Below are 20,816 nucleotides of genomic sequence, written 5' to 3' on the forward strand. Positions count from 1 at the left end.
GGGCGTCAGCCGGGCAGCGAGTCGGGCTCCGGCACGGAACCGAGCGCGCGTTCGGCGACCTCGCGGCAGACCAGGTACTCGGCCTCCTGGTCGAGCTTCAGCATCAGCGGCAGCGACGCGGGCAGGGAGGCTTCGTCGAACAGTTGCTGCTCGTCCGGCGCCCTGCGGTACTCCACCTCGGGCAGCAGCGCCACGAGCCGTTCGCGGTCGAGTACCGATCGTCCGTCACCTTTCCCGGACAGCCGCCACGTCGTCCGGATCCGCACCCACGCTGTCGACAATCCCATGGCCGTGGCCCCATTCCTCCTGCGGTAGCAGGAACTCTCCGGTCGTGATCACGAGCTGGTGTTCGCTCTGGTGCAGGGCCTCGGCCTGCGCGGCGAACAGTTCGGCGACCTCGTCCAGCTCCGCCAGCCGCTCCCGCAGCACGACCCGGGCGGGGGCGTCGTCGGGCAGGTCGCGCAGGCGCGGATAGATGATCAGCTCGATGCGGCGGCGCATCGCGTCGATCCGCTGCCGCAGCTCCTCGGGCGAGTCGGGGCGCTGTGGCAGCGCCAGGTCCTCGCCGAGGTCGTCGGCGTAACGGGTGAACTGGTCACGCAGCGAGCGGAGCTCGTCGCGGTGCCGGGTGGGTACGGCCGGGTCGGCGAGGAACTCGTGCACCAGCCGCAGGAACCGCGACAGCGCGTCGCCCTGCCCGCCGAGCGCGCGTTCCTTCTCCACCAGCTCCAGCACCTCGGGCACGGCGATCGCCTTGGCGCCCTGAAGACCCATGCCCCGCTCGAGGATCGCGAGCGCCGTGTCGCGCTCGCCCTCGTCGGCGGCGAAGTAGTACCAGATCAGTCCTTCGACCAGGAACGGGTCACCCAGCTCCTCGTCGGCGTCGATCAGCTCGTTGACCCGGTCCGCCAGCTCGTGGCGGTCGGCGGAGCCCGGGGCGCCGGATTCGGCCGGCCTGCCGGCCCAGCGCCGCAGGAGCGTCGTCACCCGGAGCAGCGTCAGCGCGGTGCCCAGTTGCTTGCGGTACTCCTCGTCCGCCTCGTCGTCCCGGTACTCGGCCAGGTTTTCGGCGATCCGCGTCAGCGCTCCCTCGTGCTCCTCCGGGTCGCCCGCCTCCCAGTCGCACGCGAGCAGACCGAGGTCCGCCTCGACGGTGCTCTGCTCGCGTTCGGTGGCGCGTTCACGGGCGGCTTCGAACGCCGCGCGGGCGTCGGCGTGCCGGTGGTCGAAGAACAGCTGGATGCCCTTGAGGACGTGGAGGTTGCCGGCGGCCTTCGGGATCTCGCCGGTCAGCACGCCCAGGTCGCGGACCCGGTCGAAGTGGTGCATGGCCTCGTCGGTCTCCCGCCGCCGCCAGTGCGCGCCCGCCAGGTGCAGGTGCGACGAAGCGGCAGCGGTGCGGGCGCCCGGCCGTCCGGCGAGCACGGCCTCGTGCTCGCGGTAGAGCTCGACCGCGCGTTCGTGGCGTTCCAGCTTGTGCTGCAACCACACCGCAAGGTGCGCGCCGGCGGGGTCGAGCCCGGCAGCGGTGGCCAGGCTGTCGACCGCGGTGGCGGCGGCCCAGTACCGGTCGGACTGATAGGTGCCGAGCATCGCGCGGACGAACGCGTGCGCGAACCGCGTGTCGGCGAGGTCCCGTCCGCGCGGGCCCGCGTTCATCGCCTTGTCGAGCAGCCGGTCGGCCTTCTCCAGGTCCGCCCGCTGGTGCCGGTCGCGCCCGAGGATCACCATCGCCTCGTGCAGTGGCACCCGCCAGCGGCTCGGTACGACGACGAGGAAGTACCAGACGCCCACCAGGCACACCACGAGCAGGAGAGCGCACACCACGAAAAGCACCGCGTTCACCGTTGTTCCTCCCCGAACTCGTCCGCGTGCCCCATCTCCTCCTCGAGCTGCATGAGCAACAGCTCGTACAGGTCGATCGCGGCCGTTTCGACGGACCCGTTGTCCCGCACGCGTTTCAGGCCCTGCCTCAGCACTTCGCCGACCTCGAGGGCCTCGCGGCGGCGGCCCAGCAGCCAGAACGTGGAGGCGTAGGCCAGCATCAGGTCGAACCGCCACCACGTCAGCGTTCTGCCGTCGTGGAGCCATCTGTGCACGAACGCATTCGCCTCGCGCACCTTGCCCTGGCGGATGAGATGGCTGGCCATCGCGGGGGAGTGCTCGCTGCGCAACGCGTGCGGCAGCCGGTGGAACGCAGTCTGCACGGTGGTGTCGAGCCTGCGCGTGAACGAGTCGTCGATGGCGTCGGACAGCAGTGACAGCACCATCGTCCACAGCTCACCGATGGCGATGACCGACATCTGCTCGGCGTACGCCTCGACCCGCTCCGGGGCGGCCTCCACCGCGCGGTCGAGCAGGGTCAGCGCCTCCAGCGGCGCCGCGTTGTCCTGGTAGGCGATCGTGGCGGCGAGCACCAGCACGTCGTACTGCGGATCGTCGACCAGCACCGCGCGCGCGAGCGACAGCGCCTGGTCGGGCTCACCCGCGTTCCGCAGCGCCTGGACCGCGGCCACCGGGTCCATGGCCTCCCTGGCGCGCTGCAACCGGTCCGCGAGCCAGGTGACGTCGACGTCGCCTCGCCGGGGCGCGGTGGTCAGCTCGCACAGGTCGTCCAGCACCGCCTGGATCGGGCCGACGCGGCGCATCCAGACCGGCAGCCTGCCGTCGAGCCGTTCGCCGGACGGCGGCACCGCGCAGGCCGCGCGGTGCAGCAGCCGTTCGGCGTCGGCGTCGGGACTGGTGCCGAAGCTGCGCAACGCGGCCACCGCCAGCGCGAACAGGTCGTCCTCCCGGCCGACCGCGGTCCGGCCGCGCGCCACGTCCGGGGCCAGGTGCAGCACCCGCTCCGGGCCGCTCAACAGCTCCGTGAACGACGGCGCGCCCCAGAGCGGCAGCGGCAGGAGCTCCGGCCCGTCGTCGGTGACCGTGATGTCGGCGGGCATCGGGACCATCCCCGGCCCGAGCGACTCCCACCAGCCGGGCAACGCGCGCAGCGCGGTGACGACCGCGTCGACGCGCTGGGCCGGGTCCGGATCGGCGATGGCGTCGGCGAGACCGCGCCACGCTTCGGACTCGTAGCAGACCACCTGGTACCAGCGGCCGCCGAGACGTTGCTGGTCGCCGGCCGTGTCGGCGGGCACGACGGGGGCCAGACCGGCGCCGGCCGGCCGGTGCTGCCAGCGTTTGAGCTCGTCGCGGTGGTCCGCGCTCAGCTCGGCGCGCGGGATCAGCCGGTACCAGCGCCGCCGGGCCGGCGCGCGGTACAGCGTGCCGCGCCTGCCGACGCCGACGTACTCCGCGTCGAGCTCCTGGGCGATCAGCTGGACGGGCTCATCGCCGGGCGCGGTCATAGACGTCCTCGAGGCGGTCGGCGAGGTCGTCCAGCTCGGCGCCCGTGCGCACCGCCTCCGTGAACTCGCGCAGCGCGGCGGTGAGGTCCTCTGGTGCCTCGTGGTCCGAGGTCCACGCGGTGACCTTGCGGAACAGCCGCCGGAACTCGGCGGGCACGGCGTCGGGCTGGACGGTGGGAGTGTCGTCGGGTACCAGCTCCACGGGCGGCGGCAGGGTGAAGGTGAGCGGCTCCGCCGCCGCGTCCGGTTGGCTTGGCTGGGCCTCGGTGCGCGGCTGGAGCAGCCGCAGCAGCCGGCGCCTGCTCTCGGCCAGCATGTCGATCTTGCCGATGCTGGTGCTCTGCCGGAACGTCGCCTCGTACTCGCGGCCCGCGTTGGCGTGGAACACCTTGACCTCGAGCAACCCGTTGACGTCGAGCTTGAACGTGATGTCGAACTGGTGGTACCCGGCCTCGCGCGGCTCGATCTTGTCGAGGACGATCGTGCCGACGCGCGTGTTGTCGAACACGAGGTCCGACTCGCCCTGGTAGATCGGCACCTCGACGTTCTCGGAGTCCTTCTGGTTGGTGTAGCGCTTCTGCTTGTGGTTGGGGATCTTCGCGCCGCGTTCGATCAGGGGGTCGAACTTGTTGTCCTGCACCCCGACGCCCAGGGTGTGCTCGGTGATGAGCCTGATGTCGAACTCGTCCTCGCCGGACTGGCGCAGGCCTGCCGGACGGCGATCGAAGTCGAACGACTCCGACGGCTCGAAGCGGCGGGCGAGCAGCGCGGCGCCCCGGGCTACCAGTGTGTCGGGGTCGCCGTCGGCGCGGACGAAGTCGTCGTCCTCGTTGAAGTGCTCCACCAGCATCTCCCGCACGAGCGGGATGCGGGTCGAGCCGCCGACCAGCAGGATCGCGTCCACCTTCACCGGTGGCTCGTCCGGGCCCGGCTTCGTCATGTTCAGCGCCTCGACCACCTTCTTGAGCGATCGGTCCAGCGTCGGCTTGATCAAGGATTTGAACCGGGCGCGGTCGAGTTCTACCGGTGCGGTGCCGTCGCCGAGGTCGATCGTGGTCGTCTCGCGCAGGGAAAGCTCGCGCTTGGCCTGCTCCGCGGCGGCCAGCGCCTGCATGCGCTCGTCGGCGCTCGGGGAAGTGCGGCCGGTCCGTTCACCCAGCCAGTCCGCGACGGCCGCGTCGAAGTCGCCGCCGCCCAGCCGTGCGTCGCCCGCGGTGGCCAGCACGGTGATCTTCCGGTCCCTGGTCTCGATGATCGACACGTCGAACGTGCCGCCGCCGAGGTCGAAGACGAGGTAGACGCGGGGTTCCTCCTCGGCGCTGTCCACGCCGTAGGCGATCGCCGCGGCGGTGGGCTCCGGGATCAGCTGGCGCGGGTGCAGGCCCGCCAGCAGTGCCGCTTCCTCGGTGGCTTTCTTCTGCCGTTCGGTGAAGTAGGCGGGCACGGTGACCACCGCGTCGTGGACGCCGCCGCCGAGCTCGCGTTCGGCGATCTCCTTCATCCGCATCAGCACCAGGGCGCTGACCTCCTGCGGCCGGAGCCAGTCGCCGTGCAGCCGCACGCGCAGCGGGTCGCCCTCGCGGAACGACGTGCCGCCGGCACCGAAGCGCTTGAGCGTCTCCTCGGTGAAGACCGCGCCCATCTCGCGCTTGATCTCGATGATCGTCTCCCGGCCGCGCCCGGGCAGGGACATCGCCCGTTTCGCCTCGGCGCCGACGACCACCCGGCCTTCGTGCGGGTCGAAGGCGACCACGGAGGGGGTGGTGTCGGCCTCCGGGCCGAACACCCGGTCGGGCACGATCGTCGCGGTGTCCTCGTCAGCGTCGAAGAGCGCGACGGCGGAGTACGTCGTGCCGAGGTCGATGCCGACGACCCGGTGCAGGTTCACGTTCATGGTCTCCGGTCATTCGTGGATGCGGTCGCCCGGCCGCTCGCCGTCGAGCAACGGGGTCGGCCGGAAGTCCGCGGTGAAGTCCGTTCGAGTCGTGTCGTCCGGGTGGTGGACCACCTCGCCGGCGTCGAGCAGAAAGCGTTCGAGCTCGCGGCGCAACGCGGCGAGGCTGGTTGCCCGATCGTCGAAGACCCCGTCCCAAGCGGGCTCCAGCCGCAGCAACGCCAGCGGCGGATGTTCCGCGTCGTACGCGGCCCTGGCGTCGGGTTTCTCCAGGCTGAGCGCGTGTGCCTCGGCGATCGCGTCGTCGCTCGCGCCGGCCGCTTTCAGCCGGGCGACGTACCGGTCGGTCGCCGCCCGGACTTCGGCCGCCGTCGCTTCCGGCGCGATGCCGAGCTGTGCGTAGCGGCTTCCGCGCGGCACCACGGGCGGCAGGGCGAAGAGCGACGTGACAGGCTGTTTCCCAGCCGAAGAAATGTCGTGCATGTATTCAGACCCGGCTACTTCCGATAACGACCCGCAACTGGTCGTAGGACGACAGCGGTGTCATCTGGGACCCCCTCCCGGCCCCATTGGGGAACCCTCCCAGTCCCACTCGTGACTTATATCATACCTGTAGTCGCTTGGAGTTACTACCAGTCCGATCGAGACCGGGCATGCGGGACACGCACTCATCGAACTGAACCTGCACGTGGTCCTCAACCGTTCATCGTGTGAGTGTTTGGTGCTGCCATAGGCGCTGCTTGCGGCCCGGACGCCGGTGCGTCGTCCCGGGAGCCGACCCAGCCGAAGGCGGTCGACGGCGATGGCCCGCCGGTCGACACCGAGGCCGACGAAGTAGCCGTCGAGGCCGGACAAGCAGCGGGCTGGCCAACGTAGCGATCGCTTCTTCACCCTCGATTGATGCCGGGCCCTGCGCAGGGCGGTGGCGAAGTCGTGGGCGCGGTAGCAGGCGCCGTTGTCGGTGACGAGGCGGTGGATGTGGGTGATGCCGTGCGTGGCGAAGAACGCGCGAGCGCGGTGGATGCACCCGATCACGGTGCGGGCTTTCTCGTCGGGCAGGGCTTCGGTGTGGGCCAGGCGTGAGTAGCCGTCGACGGCGGAGTGCAGGTAGGTGTAGCGGGCCCGCTGGCCTCGGGTTTAGCCGCGAGCGACGTGTCGTGCGTGCTCGCTGTCTTTGCCGTGGATGTGCCAGCCGCCGCCGTCAGGGATCCGGCCGGCTTTCTTCACGTCGAGATGGACAATGTGCCCGGGCCAGCGGGCGATGATCTGCCGTTACTGCCGCGACGAGCTGACCGGCCTGCATCGCGACGGCGTCCTGACCGAACTGAAATCCGCGACCGGTGCTCGAAAGTTTACGTGCCGGACCGGATGCGCGAGCACCGCGCGAAGCTCTGGTCGCGGTTGCGGTGGCCAACGAGCTCGCGCACCTCGGCGATGGTCGGCGAGGGCTGCGCGCCGCTTCACCTTCGTACCCGGCCCGTCTATGCAGAGCAACGGGGCGCTGACGTCTCCACTACCTGATCCGCGTAGCATTGCGCTGTTACGCAACGTTGTAATACTATGGTTCCATGAGTCCCCGACCACGCGATCCGGTGCTGCGCGCGAACGCCTTGAGTGCGGCCGCGCGGCTACTGGCCGAAGAAGGTCCGTCAGCGCTGTCGACACGGCGACTGGCCCGCGAACTCGGCGTTTCCACTGCCGCGGTCTACACCTACTTCGGCAGCATCGAACAGCTACGTCGCGAAGTCCGTCTGGATGGCTTTGCCCGTCTCGAATCGCAGCTGGACTCCCTCGGCCCGTCGGCCGATCCGGTCACTGATTTATCTTGGATAGTCCGGGAATTCTTTGAGTTCGGAGTGCGATGGCCGCACCTTTACCGCGCGATGTTCGTCGATCGGCCGCCCGAGGAGGACACCGCCGGCAAACCCACCTTCACGCGGCTGATCGACCTCGTCAGGTGCGGGGTGGACGGCAACAGGTTCGCCGCGGTGGCCGCCGACCAGGCCGAGCTGTGCGCGGCGCAGGTGTGGAGCATGCCGCACGGAATGGTGACGATGGTGCTGAGCGGAGCGCTGACCGCCGATGCCGCCCGCGCAGTCCTCCGGGACATGGTGGTCCGCTTGGCGGTCGGCTACGGCGACGACCGCAGACGAGCTGCCCGCTCCCTGCATTTCGTCAGCACGTCCGGGACGAAGTGATGGCCCGTCACAATCCCACGCCAGAGCCGGACGAACCGCGCCCGCGTCCGGTCACGCCGGACAACACCGATGCGTCGGTGCGGAACTCGGCATCCCACAGGTTGCAGGGTGTCTCGGAGCCTCCGCGCCGCTCGCGGCCGCGCATCGATTCCGCCGGCGGTCTTCTCCTCTCCGCACTGCCGTCCGCCGTTCTCGCGCCCCTGAACGCGATGGCCGGGCCGGCGGGTGCCGTGGCCTTCGCCGCCGTCCTCGCCACCACGATCGCGATCGCTCGTGTCCGCCGCGGCCATGCCAAGGGCCCTGCCTTCGGCGGCCTCGTCGGCGTCATGATCGCCGGAGTGGCCGCCTGGAGCACCGGATCCGGCTCCGGGCTCTTCCTCCCGGACCTCGCCTGGTACGCCATTGCCGCGGTGGGTTTGACGGGATCGATACTCGTTGGCCGACCGCTCATCGGAGTGCTCTGGCTGCTGGTGAATCAGCCGGAACCCGCCCGGCGTGCCGCAGCACGAGGACGCGACTTCACCCTGGCCACCGCCGCTTCGGCCACGGTGGCCATCTTCCGGTTCATCGTCACTCGTCTGCTGGCCGCACACCAGACCGATCCATTGCTGGTCACGCTCAAAGTCGCCACGGGCTTCCCGCTCACCCTGGCGGCCTTCGCCATCGCGGCATGGGCATGGCGCCGTGCGTCGCCGAGACGGCTCGTCGGACATCGGATCGCTCGGTGCAGCGGCTGACCAGGCGGCCGAGGCGCCGCGGAGGGCGAATCGGTGCGGGGCAGCCGAGACCGACGCACGTCGATCAGGATGGGGCAAGATCATGACGTATCGCATGGGGCTGGGCTTCCGGATACTGCGACCGGTGGAAGTGAGGGCGGACGGGGTCGTCGTCGCCCCCGACGGCGACCGGCCGCTCGTGGTGCTCGCCGGGCTGCTGACCCACGCCGGACAGCGCGTCACCGTTACCCAGCTGACCCGGTGGCTCTGGGACGACGACCGGCCGCTCAATGCTCGTGCGGCCATCCAGACCTACGTCTCCCGTCTTCGCCGCGCGCTCGGCAACACCGACGTGCTGCAGACCGAACAGGGCGGCTACCGCCTCACCGCACCGGACGACGCCATCGATCTGATCCGATTTCGCTCGGCCGCAGCCCAGGGCTGGGCTAGGTCCGAGCGAGGTGCCCACGCAGAAGCTGTCGCAGCCTTCGACTCCGCGCTCGCCGAGTGGTCGGGCGAGCCCTTGTCCAATGTGGTGTCCGAGGTGCTGCAGCGAGACGTCGTGGCCGCCCTCCACGAAGAGGCACTCGCGGTACGGGAGGCCCGCGCCGACGCGCTGCTCGCTCTCGGGCAAACCCGGCGGCTGATTTCGGAGCTGACGGAGCTGGCGGCCGGGCACCCTTTGCACGAACGCGTTCACGAACAGCTGATGCTCGCTCTCTACCGGGCCGGACGGCAGGCCGACGCTCTGGCAGTGTTCGACCGAGTGCGCAGCGCCCTCGACGAGGAACTGGGTCTCGTTCCTGGTTCGGGAATGCAGGAGCTGCGCCAAGCGATCATCACCGCCGACCCGGCGTTGGACCCGCCGCCTGCGCAGGTATCCGCCGGGAAACCGTCCCCACCCCGCCGGCTCCCCGGCGACGTCGGCGGATTCACCGACCGGGACCAGGAGCCGGCCCGGCTGCGGGCACAGCTTCCGGATGTGGGCGGCACCGCAGTCGCGGTGCTCGACGGGACAGCCGGCGTCGGCACGTCGGCGCTCGCCGTCCACTTCGCGTACGAGGTAGGGGGAGCTTCCCGGAGGGCAGCTGTTCCGGGAGTTGACCGGGTCGGGCCCGTCTCACCAGCTGGCTGATGACCAGCCGCCACCGGCCCGATGGCTGGTCGCCGGGCACAGCGCAAACCCGGATACCGTCCCGCGCCTCGATCGACGTGACGGCGGGGCGCTGCTCAGCCGGCTCCACTGCGCGCCGGGCTGCCGTTGGCGATCCATATTCTGGGCGAACGGGCCAACCGCCACGCAGGCCGTTCGATGGAGGACGCCATAGCCGAGTTCGACGAAGGTCCCGGGTCCCGCGCCTTCGACCTGGGCAACGGTGATGACAGGGACCTCGGCGCCAGCGGTGGAAGTACCCGAGGCGGGCCGACTGCGGCACCAGCTCAGCGCAGCGCACTTGTTCGAGCGGCGGTCGAACCGCTGGGAACTGCACGACCTGCCTGTGCGATCGAACGCGTTCGATGCCTCCCGGCCCAATGCCGAATTGGAATGCGCCGATGGCCCGGTCGTCGAGAGCTTCACCGACCCGGACGAGTCTGTCGGCTGGAGCCTGGCCAGATAGGCAAACTCCATGTCAGCCGTCGAAACAGCCTACGAGGCAGGGCTGGATCTGCAGCCAACCGCGTGCTCGACGAACTTTTCGTCAACCCGGGCCGTCCGGAAGAAGCGCTCACTCACGTGGAGCGCGCTCTGGTGATTTGTCAAGGGGAACAGGTCAACTGAGGTCGTCACGCCGACGCCGAGCGTAGCCTCGACACCGCGGTACGGGATCGCGCGCGACCGCGGCGCAATCCTGGAATCGGTCGGGAGCAGTTGGGGTGCGGAGGGTTCGCTGGTCGGCGCCGGGCGTCGGTCCAGCGCGGGGTCTGCGGTGATGACCGCTTGGCGCAGCTCCAGCAGCCCCAGGCCGAGCTCGGAGGCCGAGCTCCTCATCCAAGCTGCCGGCTTTGCCCGAGGACCAGCAGCGCGTCGGCGCGGGCCTCCCGGACGGCGAGCGCTTCTTCCCGCGGCGCGGCTGCGACGCCACGTTGGACAGCGGCTCGCCCGACCGTTCGGCGAGCGCCGCGTCGAAGGCGGCGACGGCCTCGGTGTGGGCGCCGTGGCCGGTTTGAAGCCCAGCCCGGGCAGCGGCCGAGCGGAACCGGATCAGGTCGACAGTCTCGTCGGGCACGAGGAAGCGGTAGCCGCCCTGTTCGGTCCGCAGCACATCGGCGGAACCGAACGCCGCGTCGAAGGCGGGAGACGTAGGTCTGGATGGCGGCGCGGGTGTTGCGCGGGCCGTCGTCCCAGAGCCACCGGGTCAGCAGCCCGACCAGCTCCACGAGCGGTCGTTCGCCGTCAGTGGCGAGGAGAACCCCGTCCATGCTCGCTTGCACCGGCCCCAGCACCCGAAACCCCCAGCCCCATGTCCTGCAGTATCGCGTGAATCGTTGGAAGCCGCCCGGCGAGTCCTTCGCGAGTCCGTGACCTGACAGGACACCGGATTGAAAGTGATCGGAAAGCGCCCCGGCGTCCGATTGAGGGGTGCGGCCGGGGCGATGTCCTCCGGTGCATTCGGCCATGTCGAAGTAGCGAGAAAAGGGGAGAAAATGCACAAGAAACTGTCGTCGGCCGGGCTGGGGGCCTTGGGGCTGTCGGTCTTTCTCGGGGTGACTTTGGGAGCCGCGGGGACTGCCACCGCCTCCACTGCCTTGAGGGGAACCTGGCGTCCCTACGGCAACACCAACCCGATCACCTCCAGCGCCAGCCACTGGAACTGTACCTCGACCGTGGAGTCGCCGTCCGGGATCAAGTGGCAGGTCTGCGCGGTCCGGACGGTGTCCGGGACCGGCGTGCAGGGCGCCGTGATCGTGCGCAACAACCGATCCACGTCCACGTCGATGGGGGCGACGGTGCGGTTGAAGGCCAGCGATCTGGACAAAACCTGGACCTGCAGCGGGTCCGGAGTGGCCCCGCACTCGTGGTCGGTCTGCTTCGGGGGCACCATCACCCACCCCGGGCCAGTGACCGTGACGGGCAGCGCGTACCCGGCCTGACGGACTGACAGCCGGACGTCGCCGGGACGACACGCCGCCCAGGCGCGTCCGGGGCCAGGTACCGAAGATCGAGGCTGTCGGTACCTGGCCTGTTCCAGGTTCTGCTGTTCGGACTGGGGAAGCTGCCGCTGCTGGATTGGATTGGGCCGGCTCGCTGGGGGCTGCCGCTGTCGGCTGTGTTCCTCCGGCGCGCCGTGATCGAGTCGCGGACGCCCTTGGGACTCGGTGCGCACCTGCTCGCGCCGCGAGCCGGCGTGCTGGGTTGTCGCATTCGCAACCTGCGGGACGGCCTCAGCGCAGGCGGCGGGACCCTCGTGTGGCCACGAGCACGGAAGCTTCTGCGGTCGACGTGTCCGGTCGATGCAGGAGCATACAGACGAGGGCGGGATCGATGTTCTCGGCCGACGCCGCAGGCCCGGACGCGGATCTCCGCCCCCTGCTCCTGGCCGGCAGCGCCGTCAAGGTTACGGGCGGACGTTCGCCCGCGGCCGTAGCCGGGTCGTCGCAGACGAAGCCGGAATCGCCGAGCGCGTCGTCCTGATCGAGTTCGACAGCTTTGAACAGGCGGTGGCCGCATACGAGAGTGCGGCCTACCAGGAGGCGCTGGCTGTACTCTCCGACGGCTTCGCGCGCGACTTCCGCATCGTCGAAGGAATCGACTGACCGGGGTCCGGTCGGATCCTCGCTGAAGGACTCCGTCGGGCATCTTGCAGGGAAGACTGTCCTCCCGGCTGTTCGCGGGACCCCTCCCGGTTCGCGTGGTTACTGTCCGCTCCCGTGACGAAGAGCACTCGGCGAAAGCACGCATGGCGCGCCCGGCTGCCGGTCGTGGGGATTGTCGTGGTGGTGACCGCGGGTGTGGCCGCCGCTGTCACCGGGGCCGCGAACCCGCTGCCGGGCCTGCGGGTGGTGCCCGGTGGCCACTGGGTCTACAACTCGGTGCTGCATGTGGCCTTTCACGTCGACGGTGGTACTGCCGCCATCGACGCGCGCGCCGCCGTGCCCGGTGACCCGGGGAGTCAGGTGCTGCAGGGGGATTCCAGCGGGTACGTCGTGGGCGGCACGCGGATCACCGAGTTCGGCAAGTCGGACCTGACGGCCGGGCCGTCGGTGACGCCGCCGTCGGCCGAGGTTCCGGTGGGGGTGGAGACCGCCGGCGGTCCGTACCTGGTGTACCGCCGGGCGGGGCAGGTCGCACGGCTCGGGGACCCGGCGGCGACGATGTCCGCCGGTGGCCCGGTCGGTGACCCGGTCGCCACCGCCGACGGCACGTTGTGGCTGCCTCGAACCAGTTCCGGCTTGCTTTGCCGGCTCGACCGCGGCGCGGTCAGCCTCTCGTCCTGCCCCGTGGCGCTGCCTGCTGTTCACCAAGGCGCGTTCACCTTGGTCGGGGACGCTCTGCACTTCGTCGACACAACCGACGGTTCCGTGCGCACGGTCGAGGCGGACGGTCTCGGCGCGGCGGTGCCGATGGGCGTCGCGGCCACCGCGGACCTGCGGCCGGCCGCCAACGACGTCGCCGGCCGGGTGCCCGTCCTCGATTCGTCGGCGAACCGGCTGTACCTCGTCGATCCGGCACCGAACCCGCGCCCGGCGATCGTCGTGGCGCTGCCCGCGGGGCAGTACGACGGCCCGGTGGCCGGTGGCCCCGTCGTCGCCGTGGTGAACCGCAGCACCGGCACCCTGCTCACCTTCGACGCCGCCGGCCGGCCCACCGACGCCAGGCCGGTGCCGCCCGGCGAAGGAACATCCCGGATCGTTCGCGGCGAAGACGCCCGCGTCTACGTCGACGGCGCGCAGGGCACCCACGTGCTGGTCGTCGGCAAGGACGGCAAGATCACCGACGTCCCGGTCGTGCCGCCCGCCGGCAAACCGGACCAGCCGGTGCCGGACCACCCGACTCCGGGGCAGCCGCCGGTGGTGGTCCCGGTTGAGCACCCGGGCACCGGAAACAATCCCGACGGCGGTGCCGGCGACAAGCCCAAGCCCCACGAGCCGCCGCCACCGCCGCGGAACCCGTCACCGCCTGCCGTTCCGGCCAGTCCGCCGGGCGCGCCGCCGGGGGTGTCGGCGACCGGCGGCGACAGCTCGGCGACGGTGAGCTGGGGTGCGGCGGCGGACAACCGGGCGGCCGTGACGGCCTACCGGATCAGCTGGGCCGGCGGCTCGCGGACGGTCGGTGGCGGGACCCGGCAGGTCGAGATCACCGGGCTGGCCAACGGAACCCGCTACACGTTCACCGTTGTCGCTCAGAACAAGGCGGGCACGGGGCCGGGCGCGTCGGCGTCCGCGACCCCGGCGGCGGCCGCCTCGGCGCCGAAGCTCACCGCGGCCTACCGAGACGGCGATGCCTCGCTGTCCTGGACCCAGCCCGATCTCGGGGGCGGGCAGCTGGTGCACTACGTCGTCACCGGGACCGGGCTGGCGCAGCAGACGGTGTCCGGCACGACGGCGACGTACTCCGGGTTGAGCGCGGGGAAGACCTACACCTTCACCGTCCGCGCGGTGACCCGGACGCCCGACGGGCAGACCCGCACCGGCGCGGCGGCGTCGAAGAGCGTCACCGTGCCGTCGCCGAAGATCACCATCAGCCAAGGCGCGCCCACCAGCAGCGGCAACTGCGACGCGCCGGACTGTGCCCGGGTGAACGTGACGATGACCGGCTTCGCCCCGAACACGACCTACGCCATCAGGCTCAGCTCCGAGAGCAACGCCAACGTGCGGACCGAGTCCGCGCGGACCAATGGGAACGGCTCCCTGACCTACAACCAGCTCGACTACGACGAACCCGGCCAGACGGTCTGGGTGAGTGTGGAGACCCCGGACGGCCGGATCACCTCCAACCGAATCAACTGGAAGAGCCAATGACACCAGTACTTCAGCCCGGCGCCGTCTACGAGCGGATCGCCGCGAACGTCCACAGTGTCCTACGCGGCAAACCCGACGTCGTGCGTCTCGCCGTCGCGGCGCTGTTCGCCGAAGGGCACCTGCTCGTCGAAGACGTGCCCGGCGTGGGCAAGACGACGCTGGCCCGCTGCCTGGCGCGCAGCATCGGCGGCTCGTGGAACCGCATCCAGTTCACGCCTGACCTGCTGCCCGGCGACATCACCGGCGTGCCGGTGTACCACCAGAAGGAAGAGCGCTTCGAGTTCCACCCCGGCGGCGTGTTCGCCAACGTCGTCGTGGCGGACGAAATCAACCGCGGCACGCCGAAGACGCAGTCGGCGCTGCTCGAGGTGATGGCGGAGCGGACGGTCACGGTCGACGCGGTCCGGCACGAGGTGCCGCGGCCGTTCCTGGTCGTCGCCACGCAGAACCCGATCGAGCTGGCCGGCACCTACCGGCTGCCCGAGGCGCAGCTGGACCGGTTCCTCATGCGCCTGGACGTCGGCTACCCGGATCTCGCGTCCGAGGTCATGGTGATCATGGGCGACTGTGCCGGCGTCGGCCCGGACGAGCTGAACCCGGTGGTGGACATCCCCACGCTGCGGCAGACGATCCAGCAGGTGCGCGTCGTGCACGTCGACCGCGCGGTCTGCGAGTACGCCGCCCGGCTCGCGGCCGCGACCCGCACGCACGTCGCGCTGCGCTACGGGGCCAGCCCGCGTGGCAGCATCGCGCTGATCCGCGCCGGGCAGGCGTTCGCGGCGACGGACGGCCGCGCGTTCGTCACGGTCGACGACGTCAAGGACGTTGCCCACGCGGTGCTCGCGCACCGGCTGATCCTGACGGCCGACGCCGAGCTGAACGGCCGCCGCGCCACCGAGGTCGTCGACGAGGTCCTCGCCGCGACCCCGGCCCCGATGAGGGCGGGGAAGACGGCCTGATGATCCGGCTGACCCGGCGCGGTATCGGGATTTTCGCGGGCACTGTCGTGCTCTTCGCCTTCGCCCAGTGGGCCGGTTACCCATTCTTCCTGGCGATCGCCGGCGCCGGCGCAGGCGCGCTCCTGGCGGCGGTCGTGCTGACCGGACGCCGGCCGCGCGTCGCCGTCACCCGCGAGGTCTACCCGGACCGCGTCGAGCGCGGGCGGCCCGCCGTGGCCACGCTGCGGGTGCACAACCCGACGGGACGGCGGCAGGTCGCCTTCAGCGCGGGGGACCGCATCGGCGGTGGCCTGCGCGCGGTCCGGATCCGCGCGCTGGCCCCGAACGCCGAAGCCGTGCACCGCTACGAACTGCCGACCGCCCGGCGGGGCCGGCACCAGGTCGGCCCGCTCACCCTGGACCGGGGTGACCCGTTCGGGCTCGGCAGCCGGCAGCTGGCCGCCGGGGAGATCGCGACGCTGTGGGTGCACCCGCGGGTGCACGTCCTGCACCAGCCCGGTGGGGGCCGGCCGCGGCACCACCACGAGGGCACCGTGGCCGACAACCGGCTGCGCGGCTCCTACGACCTGCGCGAGGTGCGGGAATACGTGCCCGGGGACGAAGTCCGCCACCTGCACTGGAAAGCGACCGCGCGGACCGGCCTGCTGATGGTCCGCGACCACGTCGACCCGGACCAGCCGCGGTTCACCGCGCTGCTGGACAGCCGCCTGCGGGGGCCGGTGCTGGAGGAGGCGGTCGACCTCGCCGCGTCGCTGGTGACGTCGGCCGCGCGCGCGGACCGGCCGGCGCGGCTGGTGTCCTCGGCCGGCCTCGACCTCGACACCGCCGGCGGCGTGCGGTCGGTGCGGCCGCTGCTGGACGCGCTGTGCGTGCTCGAATCGTCGGCAGGCGGGGCGCTCGTGCCCGAACAGCTGACCCGCGGCGGCGTCGGGGGACTGGCCGTGGTCACCGCGGGCAGCACACCCGCCGACCGGACCGCGCTGGCCGCGTTGCGCGACCGCTACGCGCCTCTCGTCGTCTTCGTCTTCGGGGAACAGGGCACGCTGGCCGGGATTCCCGGCGCGACCGTGCTCGAGGTCTCCGACGCAGCCGACGCGGCCCGGCGCTGGAACTCGGTCGCCCGATGACTCCACAATGGACACAACGACTGACGACGACGTTGCTGCTGCTGGCCACCGGCCTGGCCGGGCTGCTGTTCGCGCCCGTGTTCGGGGCCGGCGCGCTGCTGCCGCCGCTCGCCGTCGTGCTGGTGGCCGCCTTCGCCGGCGCGGAACTCTGCGCCCGGGCCGGTGCGCTGCGGCCGTGGCGCCCGGTCGTGGTCCTCCTGCTCGGCCTGCTCGCCTTGGGGGAGCTGGAGTTCGGGCCGGGCCTGCCGGACGCGGCGATGCTGCGCGGGCTGCTCGCGGGCGTCACCCGGTCCTGGCAGCTGACCCTCCAGTCGACGTGGCCGGCGCGCGCGGACGCGGAGCTGCTCCTGTTCGTCCCGCTCGCGGTGCTGGCCGCCGCCATGCTCGGCGTCGAGTTGCTCCGCCGTCCCGCGGTGGCGCTGGTGCCGGGGCTGGCCGTCGCGGGCTTGAGCCAGGCCTTCGCGGCGCTGTCCGGACCGGTCGCGACGGCGGCCGGGCTCGCGTACTGCGTGGTCGCGGGCGCGCTGCTGGTCCTGACCCGCCGCGGCGGGGCCCGGGTGTTGCTGGTGGTGCCGTCCGCGGTGCTCGCGGTCGCCGCCGCGGCCGGGCTCACCGCGATCGACCAGGGCGCCCGGCCGTCGCTGGCCATCGCCCGCGATGCCGCCGCGCCACCGGCCCTGCGCGTCGACGACCCGCTCGACGACGTCGCGGACCGGCTGACCCACCCGGCGCCGGCGGTGTTCAGCTACACCAGCAGCGCGCCGGTCGACCGGTGGCGGACCGCGGTTCTCGACGACTTCGACGGCGTCACGTGGCGAGCCGGCGCGGACTACCTTCGGCTGGGGTCGTCGCTGGGCGAGGCCACCCACCGGGCGCGGATCACGGTCCCGGCGGACGCGAGCGGCCCCTGGCTGCCCAGCCAGGCCGAACCTGCCGCGGTCTCCGGGGCCGCGCCCTTGGTCGACCCGCACACCGGCACCCTGCTGCTGCCCGACCGCCGCGGCGCGGTCGGCTACGAGCTCGGCTGGCGGGAACCTGCCGTCGCCCCGGGGGACCTGCTCGACGCCGGGATCGACCCGGCCGCGGTGACCGGCGGGGTCGGGCAGGTGCCGCCGGGCGTCGCCGAGCTGGCGAAGACCGCGACCGGCGGGCTGCGGCCGTCGTTCCGGGCGGCACTGGTGCTGGAGCGCTACCTCGCCGGGAACTACCGCGTGGCCACCGGCCCGGTGCTGCCGACCGGCAGCGGGTGGCCGCAGCTGACCGCCTTCCTGACGACGACCCGGGCCGGCACCAGCGGGCAGTTCGCGGCCGCGTACGTCGCGCTCGCGCGGATCGTCGGCATTCCCGCCCGGATCGCGGTCGGCTTCCGGACCCCGCCGGGTGGCGGGAGCCCGGTGACCGTCCACAACGGCGACGCGTTCGCCTGGCCCGAAGTCGCCGTCTCCGGGGTCGGCTGGGTGCCGCTCGACCCGACCGGCAGCGCGGCCCGCGGGACCGGCGCGACGCCGGGCGCGCTGGCCCGCGTCACCGATCAGGCGCGGCGAGAACTCCCGCCCCAGCCCCAGCTGCGCGACCCGGACGTCCCGAGGGACGGCCCCGCGCCGCCGACGTCCGGCGGCTCGCCGGCGAGCTGGTTCCTGGACGCGGCCGCCCGGCTCGGCCTCGGCGCCGTCGTGCTGCTCGTCCTGCTGACTGCGGCGATCCCCGTCCTGCGTGCCGTGCGCACGGCACGGCGGCGGCGCCGCACCGGCGCGGACGCCGTCGTCGCCGCGTGGCAAGAGGCTCGGGACGTCCTGCGGGCGCATGGCTTCGCCACACCCCGCGGGGCGACCGTGCGCGACCTCGCCCGCGGCCTACCGTCCACTGTGGACAAATCGGTCGAAGAGGGGCTGAGCTGGCTGGCGCGGCAGGTGGACGTCGCGCTGTGGTCCGGCGCCGCCGCCGACCACCGGACCGTGGACCAGGCGTGGTCGGCGGTGCGGGCGGTCCGCAAGGGCCTGGCCGGCGCGGCGTGGCGGGCCCGCCTGCGAGCCACCTTCGACGTGCGGAGCCTGCGGGCGGTGCCGTCATGACGAGCGTGCTGACCGTGCCCGACGAACCCGCGCTCGGCGCCGGGCCGGTCGCGACTGTCTACTCCGGACTGTTCGACGACGTCCCGGTGGCGCTCAAGGTCTTCCCGGCCCGGTTCGACCGGGCGACGCTGGCCGAGGTCGAACGAGACACCGCCCGGCTCCGGGACCTGCCTTCGGTGCTCCCGGCCGACGGCGTCGAACAGCGGGCCGACGGACGGCACGCGCTCCGGATGGAGCTGTGCCCGCAAACCCTCGCCCGGCTGATCGACGGCGACCGGTGGCTGCAGGCGGGCGACGCCATCGTGCTCGGGCACGTGGTGGCGACCGCGCTCGCGGGCGCGCATGCGGCCGGCGTGGTGCACGGCCGGGTGCAGCCCGCGAACGTGCTGTTCCGGCCGACCGGAGAACCGGTCCTGGCAGACTTCGGCGTTGCGCTGCGCCGGGCGTTCCCGCGTGACATCGACGGCGAGCTGGGGTACCTGGCGCCGGAGACGCTGCGGGACGAAACCCTCGACGAGCGGACCGACCTCTATGGTCTCGGTGCGCTCCTGCACCGGGCGCTGACCGGCCGTATCCCGCTACCCGGGCAACTGGGTGAGCCGGTCGGCGAACGGATCATGCGGCTGCTGCGCACTCCCGTCCCGGTGATCGACGATCCCGACGTCCCGGTCGTCCTGTCGGCGGTGGTGGGCCGGCTGCTCGCGCCGAACCCCGACCACCGCCCGCCGGACGCCGCCTGGGTCGCCGCGCGGTTCGCCGAGCTGCTGCCGGAGTCCGCCGAGACCGGACCCGTCGAGGCGAGCAGCTGGTCTGCGCAGCCGTCGCGGGTGCCGACGCTGGACGCCGTACGGCCGGCCCGGACCAAGCGGCTTCGCCCGAACCTCGTGCTCGGCGGCGCCGCTGCGGTGTGCGTTGCCGCGATCGCGGCGGCGGCCTTCTTCACCGGCGGCACGGACGACTCGGCCACGACCGCGCCGGCGTCGTCGCCGGTGAAGGCGCCCGAGGACGCCGGGCTGGAGCTGGCCGAAGCCCAGGACCACGGCAGCCAGGTCGTGCTCAGCTGGACCAGTGCGCTGGCCGGGATCGACTACGCGGTGATCGTCGCGCCGGAAGGCGAGCCGAACCACGCGGAGCTGGCCGGCCGCACGCACACCACGACGGTCCGGGTCGATCCGCTGAAGCGCTACTGCTTCGAGGTGCGGGCGACCGACGGCCGGGCCGTCTACACCAGCCTGTCCCGCTCGATCCGCGGCGCGGTGTGCAACCGGTGATCTCAGCCGGCCGGTGAGATCCGGAGCGTGACCGTGCGGTTCGACGCCGGGTCGCGGAACGGGGGATCGTCCTGGTCCCCGCCGGCCAAGGTGAACCGGGTGAGCGGCAGGCCGCTCGCCGCGGCGAGTTCGACGGCGGCCACGCGGGCCCGGCTCCAGGCCACCGGTGAACCACCCGCCGCCGGCCCGCCGGGCACGGCCACGGTCCAGCCGATCACGGTGATCGTGCCGCCGGTGCCCGACAGCGCCGAGCCGAGCCGGCGGAGCCGCTGTTTGCCTTCCGCGGTGAGCTGATCGCCCGAGCGGTAGAGGCCGCCGGAAAACCGGACCTCCACCGCGTCCGGCGTGGTCCGGACGGTCACGCCGGGCTGTGCCACCGCCGCCGCAGCCGCGTTGACCGCCGCCTCGCGCCGGGCCGCGGCGGCTTCCTGCGCGCCCAGCTGCTGTTCGAGCTGGGCAACGCGCGCCGAGTCGCGCCCGGCCGGTGGCGGAGAGTCCGTCGAGCCGCCGGTGACCGAGACACCGAGGGCGACCAGGCCGGCGACGAGGACCACCGCGGCCGCCCGGGACGGCCGCAGCAGCGGCCGCGGCGGCCGGCGGCGCGCGCGGATGGCCTCGATCGTGGCCCGGCCCGCGGCCGCGCCGGGGTGCTCGGGGTCGGTGGCCTGCGCCCGTGCCCAGGACAGGTCGGCCTGGTCGAGATCGCCGCGCTGGGCGTGGATCCGCGCGAGCAGGTCGAACTCGGCTGGGCCGGCGTCGCCCGCCGCGTCGAGCTCCGCGAGGATTGCCGCTGCGCGGGTGAGGTCCCCGGCCCGCGCCAGTGCGGCCGCTTCGGCGGCCGAAAGGCTCGCGGCCAGGGAACGCGTCACGTCCACGGCCGCCCGCCGAAAGAGATGAGCCGCAGCAGTTCTTCATTGACGGCACGAAGTTCGCGCAGGTCACCATCGGCCGCCGCGCGCGCACCCCGCGCAAACAGCTCGTCGGCCGGACCCGGTTGGGTGCCGGGGTCGCGCAACCACCGGAACAGCGCCACCGGCCGCCCGGCCGGGTCGTCGCCGGTCAGCCGGACGACCTCGGCGTCTCGCGCCCCGATCGCCGCAGCCGTGGCGAGGTCGCGCAGCAGGCGGTCGAGTCGCCACTGGGATTCGTCCCAAACCGGCGGCGCGATGCGGAAAGCGACGTGGTGGCCGCGTTGGCGCAGATGCCCACCGAGCGACCGGAGGAGCCGATGGGTCACGGGTGCGTCCGTCTGTCCATGGCCGGAG

General features: G+C 72.3%; 19 protein-coding genes and 1 pseudogene. 11 read left to right on the forward strand and 9 right to left on the reverse strand.

Going from position 1 to position 20,816, the window contains the following annotated elements:
• Positions 1-5: 5 nt before the first annotated feature.
• The 6 genes and pseudogenes from M8542_RS44115 to M8542_RS44140 form a co-directional block, all read right to left on the reverse strand.
• Positions 6-266 carry a hypothetical protein gene (locus tag M8542_RS44115; protein WP_257926378.1) on the reverse strand — a complete coding sequence of 87 codons (261 nt, stop codon included), beginning with the start codon at positions 264-266 and terminating at the stop codon, positions 6-8.
• Complete coding sequence (locus M8542_RS44120) at positions 226-1,845, reverse strand: hypothetical protein (protein ID WP_257926379.1); 1,620 nt, start codon at positions 1,843-1,845, stop codon at positions 226-228. Before M8542_RS44120 ends, M8542_RS44115 begins: the two co-directional genes overlap by 41 nt.
• On the reverse strand, positions 1,842-3,353 hold the full coding sequence (locus M8542_RS44125) for a tetratricopeptide repeat protein (RefSeq protein WP_257926380.1): 1,512 nt from the start codon (positions 3,351-3,353) through the stop codon (positions 1,842-1,844). The genes M8542_RS44120 and M8542_RS44125 overlap by 4 nt, the downstream gene beginning before the upstream one ends.
• Positions 3,334-5,247, reverse strand: a complete 1,914-nt coding sequence (locus M8542_RS44130; protein WP_257926381.1) for an Hsp70 family protein — start codon at positions 5,245-5,247, stop codon at positions 3,334-3,336. Before M8542_RS44130 ends, M8542_RS44125 begins: the two co-directional genes overlap by 20 nt.
• A gap of 9 nt (positions 5,248-5,256) precedes the next feature.
• A complete protein-coding gene (locus M8542_RS44135) occupies positions 5,257-5,670 on the reverse strand; it encodes a hypothetical protein (protein ID WP_257926382.1) in 414 nt (137 codons plus the stop codon).
• A gap of 474 nt (positions 5,671-6,144) precedes the next feature.
• Positions 6,145-6,519: pseudogene (locus M8542_RS44140) on the reverse strand (DDE-type integrase/transposase/recombinase); the annotation flags it as partial.
• 296 nt (positions 6,520-6,815) lie between these two features.
• Here M8542_RS44140 and M8542_RS44145 point away from each other — a divergent pair.
• From M8542_RS44145 to M8542_RS44165, 5 genes are all read left to right on the forward strand, one after another.
• The gene (locus M8542_RS44145; RefSeq protein ID WP_257926383.1) at positions 6,816-7,445 is read left to right on the forward strand and encodes a TetR/AcrR family transcriptional regulator; all 630 of its coding nucleotides are present in this window, start codon (positions 6,816-6,818) and stop codon (positions 7,443-7,445) included.
• Positions 7,445-8,182 (forward strand): DUF3159 domain-containing protein, encoded by a 738-nt coding sequence (locus M8542_RS44150; protein WP_257926384.1) that lies wholly within the window; start codon positions 7,445-7,447, stop codon positions 8,180-8,182. The genes M8542_RS44145 and M8542_RS44150 overlap by 1 nt, the downstream gene beginning before the upstream one ends.
• 82 nt (positions 8,183-8,264) lie before the next feature.
• The gene (locus M8542_RS44155) at positions 8,265-9,296 is read left to right on the forward strand and encodes an AfsR/SARP family transcriptional regulator (protein WP_257926385.1); all 1,032 of its coding nucleotides are present in this window, start codon (positions 8,265-8,267) and stop codon (positions 9,294-9,296) included.
• A 268-nt stretch (positions 9,297-9,564) separates the two neighbouring features.
• Positions 9,565-9,780, forward strand: coding sequence for a hypothetical protein (locus M8542_RS44160; protein WP_257926386.1), 216 nt, complete (start codon positions 9,565-9,567; stop codon positions 9,778-9,780).
• Positions 9,781-10,165: 385 nt separating this feature from the next.
• Entirely contained in the window at positions 10,166-10,330 is a 165-nt protein-coding gene (locus M8542_RS44165) for a hypothetical protein (RefSeq protein ID WP_257926387.1), read from the forward strand.
• 599 nt (positions 10,331-10,929) lie between these two features.
• Here the strand turns inward: M8542_RS44165 and M8542_RS44170 are convergent.
• Positions 10,930-11,205: a hypothetical protein gene (locus M8542_RS44170; RefSeq protein WP_257926388.1), complete on the reverse strand. Its 276-nt coding sequence runs from the start codon at positions 11,203-11,205 to the stop codon at positions 10,930-10,932.
• A 409-nt stretch (positions 11,206-11,614) separates the two neighbouring features.
• Here M8542_RS44170 and M8542_RS44175 point away from each other — a divergent pair, with 409 nt between their 5' ends.
• The 6 genes from M8542_RS44175 (at position 11,615) to M8542_RS44200 (ending at position 19,551) form a co-directional block, all read left to right on the forward strand.
• The gene (locus M8542_RS44175; protein WP_257926389.1) at positions 11,615-11,917 is read left to right on the forward strand and encodes a DUF1330 domain-containing protein; all 303 of its coding nucleotides are present in this window, start codon (positions 11,615-11,617) and stop codon (positions 11,915-11,917) included.
• Between the two features lie 114 nt (positions 11,918-12,031).
• Positions 12,032-14,122 carry a fibronectin type III domain-containing protein gene (locus M8542_RS44180; protein ID WP_257926390.1) on the forward strand — a complete coding sequence of 697 codons (2,091 nt, stop codon included), beginning with the start codon at positions 12,032-12,034 and terminating at the stop codon, positions 14,120-14,122.
• Positions 14,119-15,081: an AAA family ATPase gene (locus M8542_RS44185; protein WP_257926391.1), complete on the forward strand. Its 963-nt coding sequence runs from the start codon at positions 14,119-14,121 to the stop codon at positions 15,079-15,081. Before M8542_RS44180 ends, M8542_RS44185 begins: the two co-directional genes overlap by 4 nt.
• The gene (locus M8542_RS44190) at positions 15,081-16,208 is read left to right on the forward strand and encodes a DUF58 domain-containing protein (protein WP_257926392.1); all 1,128 of its coding nucleotides are present in this window, start codon (positions 15,081-15,083) and stop codon (positions 16,206-16,208) included. Before M8542_RS44185 ends, M8542_RS44190 begins: the two co-directional genes overlap by 1 nt.
• A complete protein-coding gene (locus M8542_RS44195) occupies positions 16,205-18,280 on the forward strand; it encodes a transglutaminase TgpA family protein (RefSeq protein WP_257926393.1) in 2,076 nt (691 codons plus the stop codon). Before M8542_RS44190 ends, M8542_RS44195 begins: the two co-directional genes overlap by 4 nt.
• Positions 18,277-19,551: a serine/threonine protein kinase gene (locus M8542_RS44200; protein WP_257926394.1), complete on the forward strand. Its 1,275-nt coding sequence runs from the start codon at positions 18,277-18,279 to the stop codon at positions 19,549-19,551. Before M8542_RS44195 ends, M8542_RS44200 begins: the two co-directional genes overlap by 4 nt.
• A 2-nt stretch (positions 19,552-19,553) precedes the next feature.
• Here the strand turns inward: M8542_RS44200 and M8542_RS44205 are convergent, their stop codons facing one another.
• Together M8542_RS44205 and M8542_RS44210 are read right to left on the reverse strand one after the other, a co-directional pair.
• Entirely contained in the window at positions 19,554-20,426 is an 873-nt protein-coding gene (locus tag M8542_RS44205) for a tetratricopeptide repeat protein (RefSeq protein WP_257926395.1), read from the reverse strand.
• On the reverse strand, positions 20,417-20,788 hold the full coding sequence (locus M8542_RS44210; RefSeq protein ID WP_257926396.1) for a hypothetical protein: 372 nt from the start codon (positions 20,786-20,788) through the stop codon (positions 20,417-20,419). Before M8542_RS44210 ends, M8542_RS44205 begins: the two co-directional genes overlap by 10 nt.
• Positions 20,789-20,816 lie beyond the last annotated feature (28 nt).

Source organism: Amycolatopsis iheyensis (assembly GCF_024703995.1).
GTDB lineage: Bacteria > Actinomycetota > Actinomycetes > Mycobacteriales > Pseudonocardiaceae > Amycolatopsis > Amycolatopsis iheyensis.

Coding starts and splice junctions, on each gene's coding strand:
- M8542_RS44125 (WP_257926380.1), bottom strand. CDS start 3,353: ATGACCGCGCCCGGCGATGAGCCCGTCCAGCTGATCGCCCAGGAGCTC.
- M8542_RS44130 (WP_257926381.1), bottom strand. CDS start 5,247: ATGAACGTGAACCTGCACCGGGTCGTCGGCATCGACCTCGGCACGACG.
- M8542_RS44145 (WP_257926383.1), top strand. CDS start 6,816: ATGAGTCCCCGACCACGCGATCCGGTGCTGCGCGCGAACGCCTTGAGT.
- M8542_RS44150 (WP_257926384.1), top strand. CDS start 7,445: ATGGCCCGTCACAATCCCACGCCAGAGCCGGACGAACCGCGCCCGCGT.
- M8542_RS44155 (WP_257926385.1), top strand. CDS start 8,265: ATGACGTATCGCATGGGGCTGGGCTTCCGGATACTGCGACCGGTGGAA.
- M8542_RS44170 (WP_257926388.1), bottom strand. CDS start 11,205: ATGGTGCCCCCGAAGCAGACCGACCACGAGTGCGGGGCCACTCCGGAC.
- M8542_RS44175 (WP_257926389.1), top strand. CDS start 11,615: ATGCAGGAGCATACAGACGAGGGCGGGATCGATGTTCTCGGCCGACGC.
- M8542_RS44185 (WP_257926391.1), top strand. CDS start 14,119: ATGACACCAGTACTTCAGCCCGGCGCCGTCTACGAGCGGATCGCCGCG.
- M8542_RS44190 (WP_257926392.1), top strand. CDS start 15,081: ATGATCCGGCTGACCCGGCGCGGTATCGGGATTTTCGCGGGCACTGTC.
- M8542_RS44195 (WP_257926393.1), top strand. CDS start 16,205: ATGACTCCACAATGGACACAACGACTGACGACGACGTTGCTGCTGCTG.
- M8542_RS44200 (WP_257926394.1), top strand. CDS start 18,277: ATGACGAGCGTGCTGACCGTGCCCGACGAACCCGCGCTCGGCGCCGGG.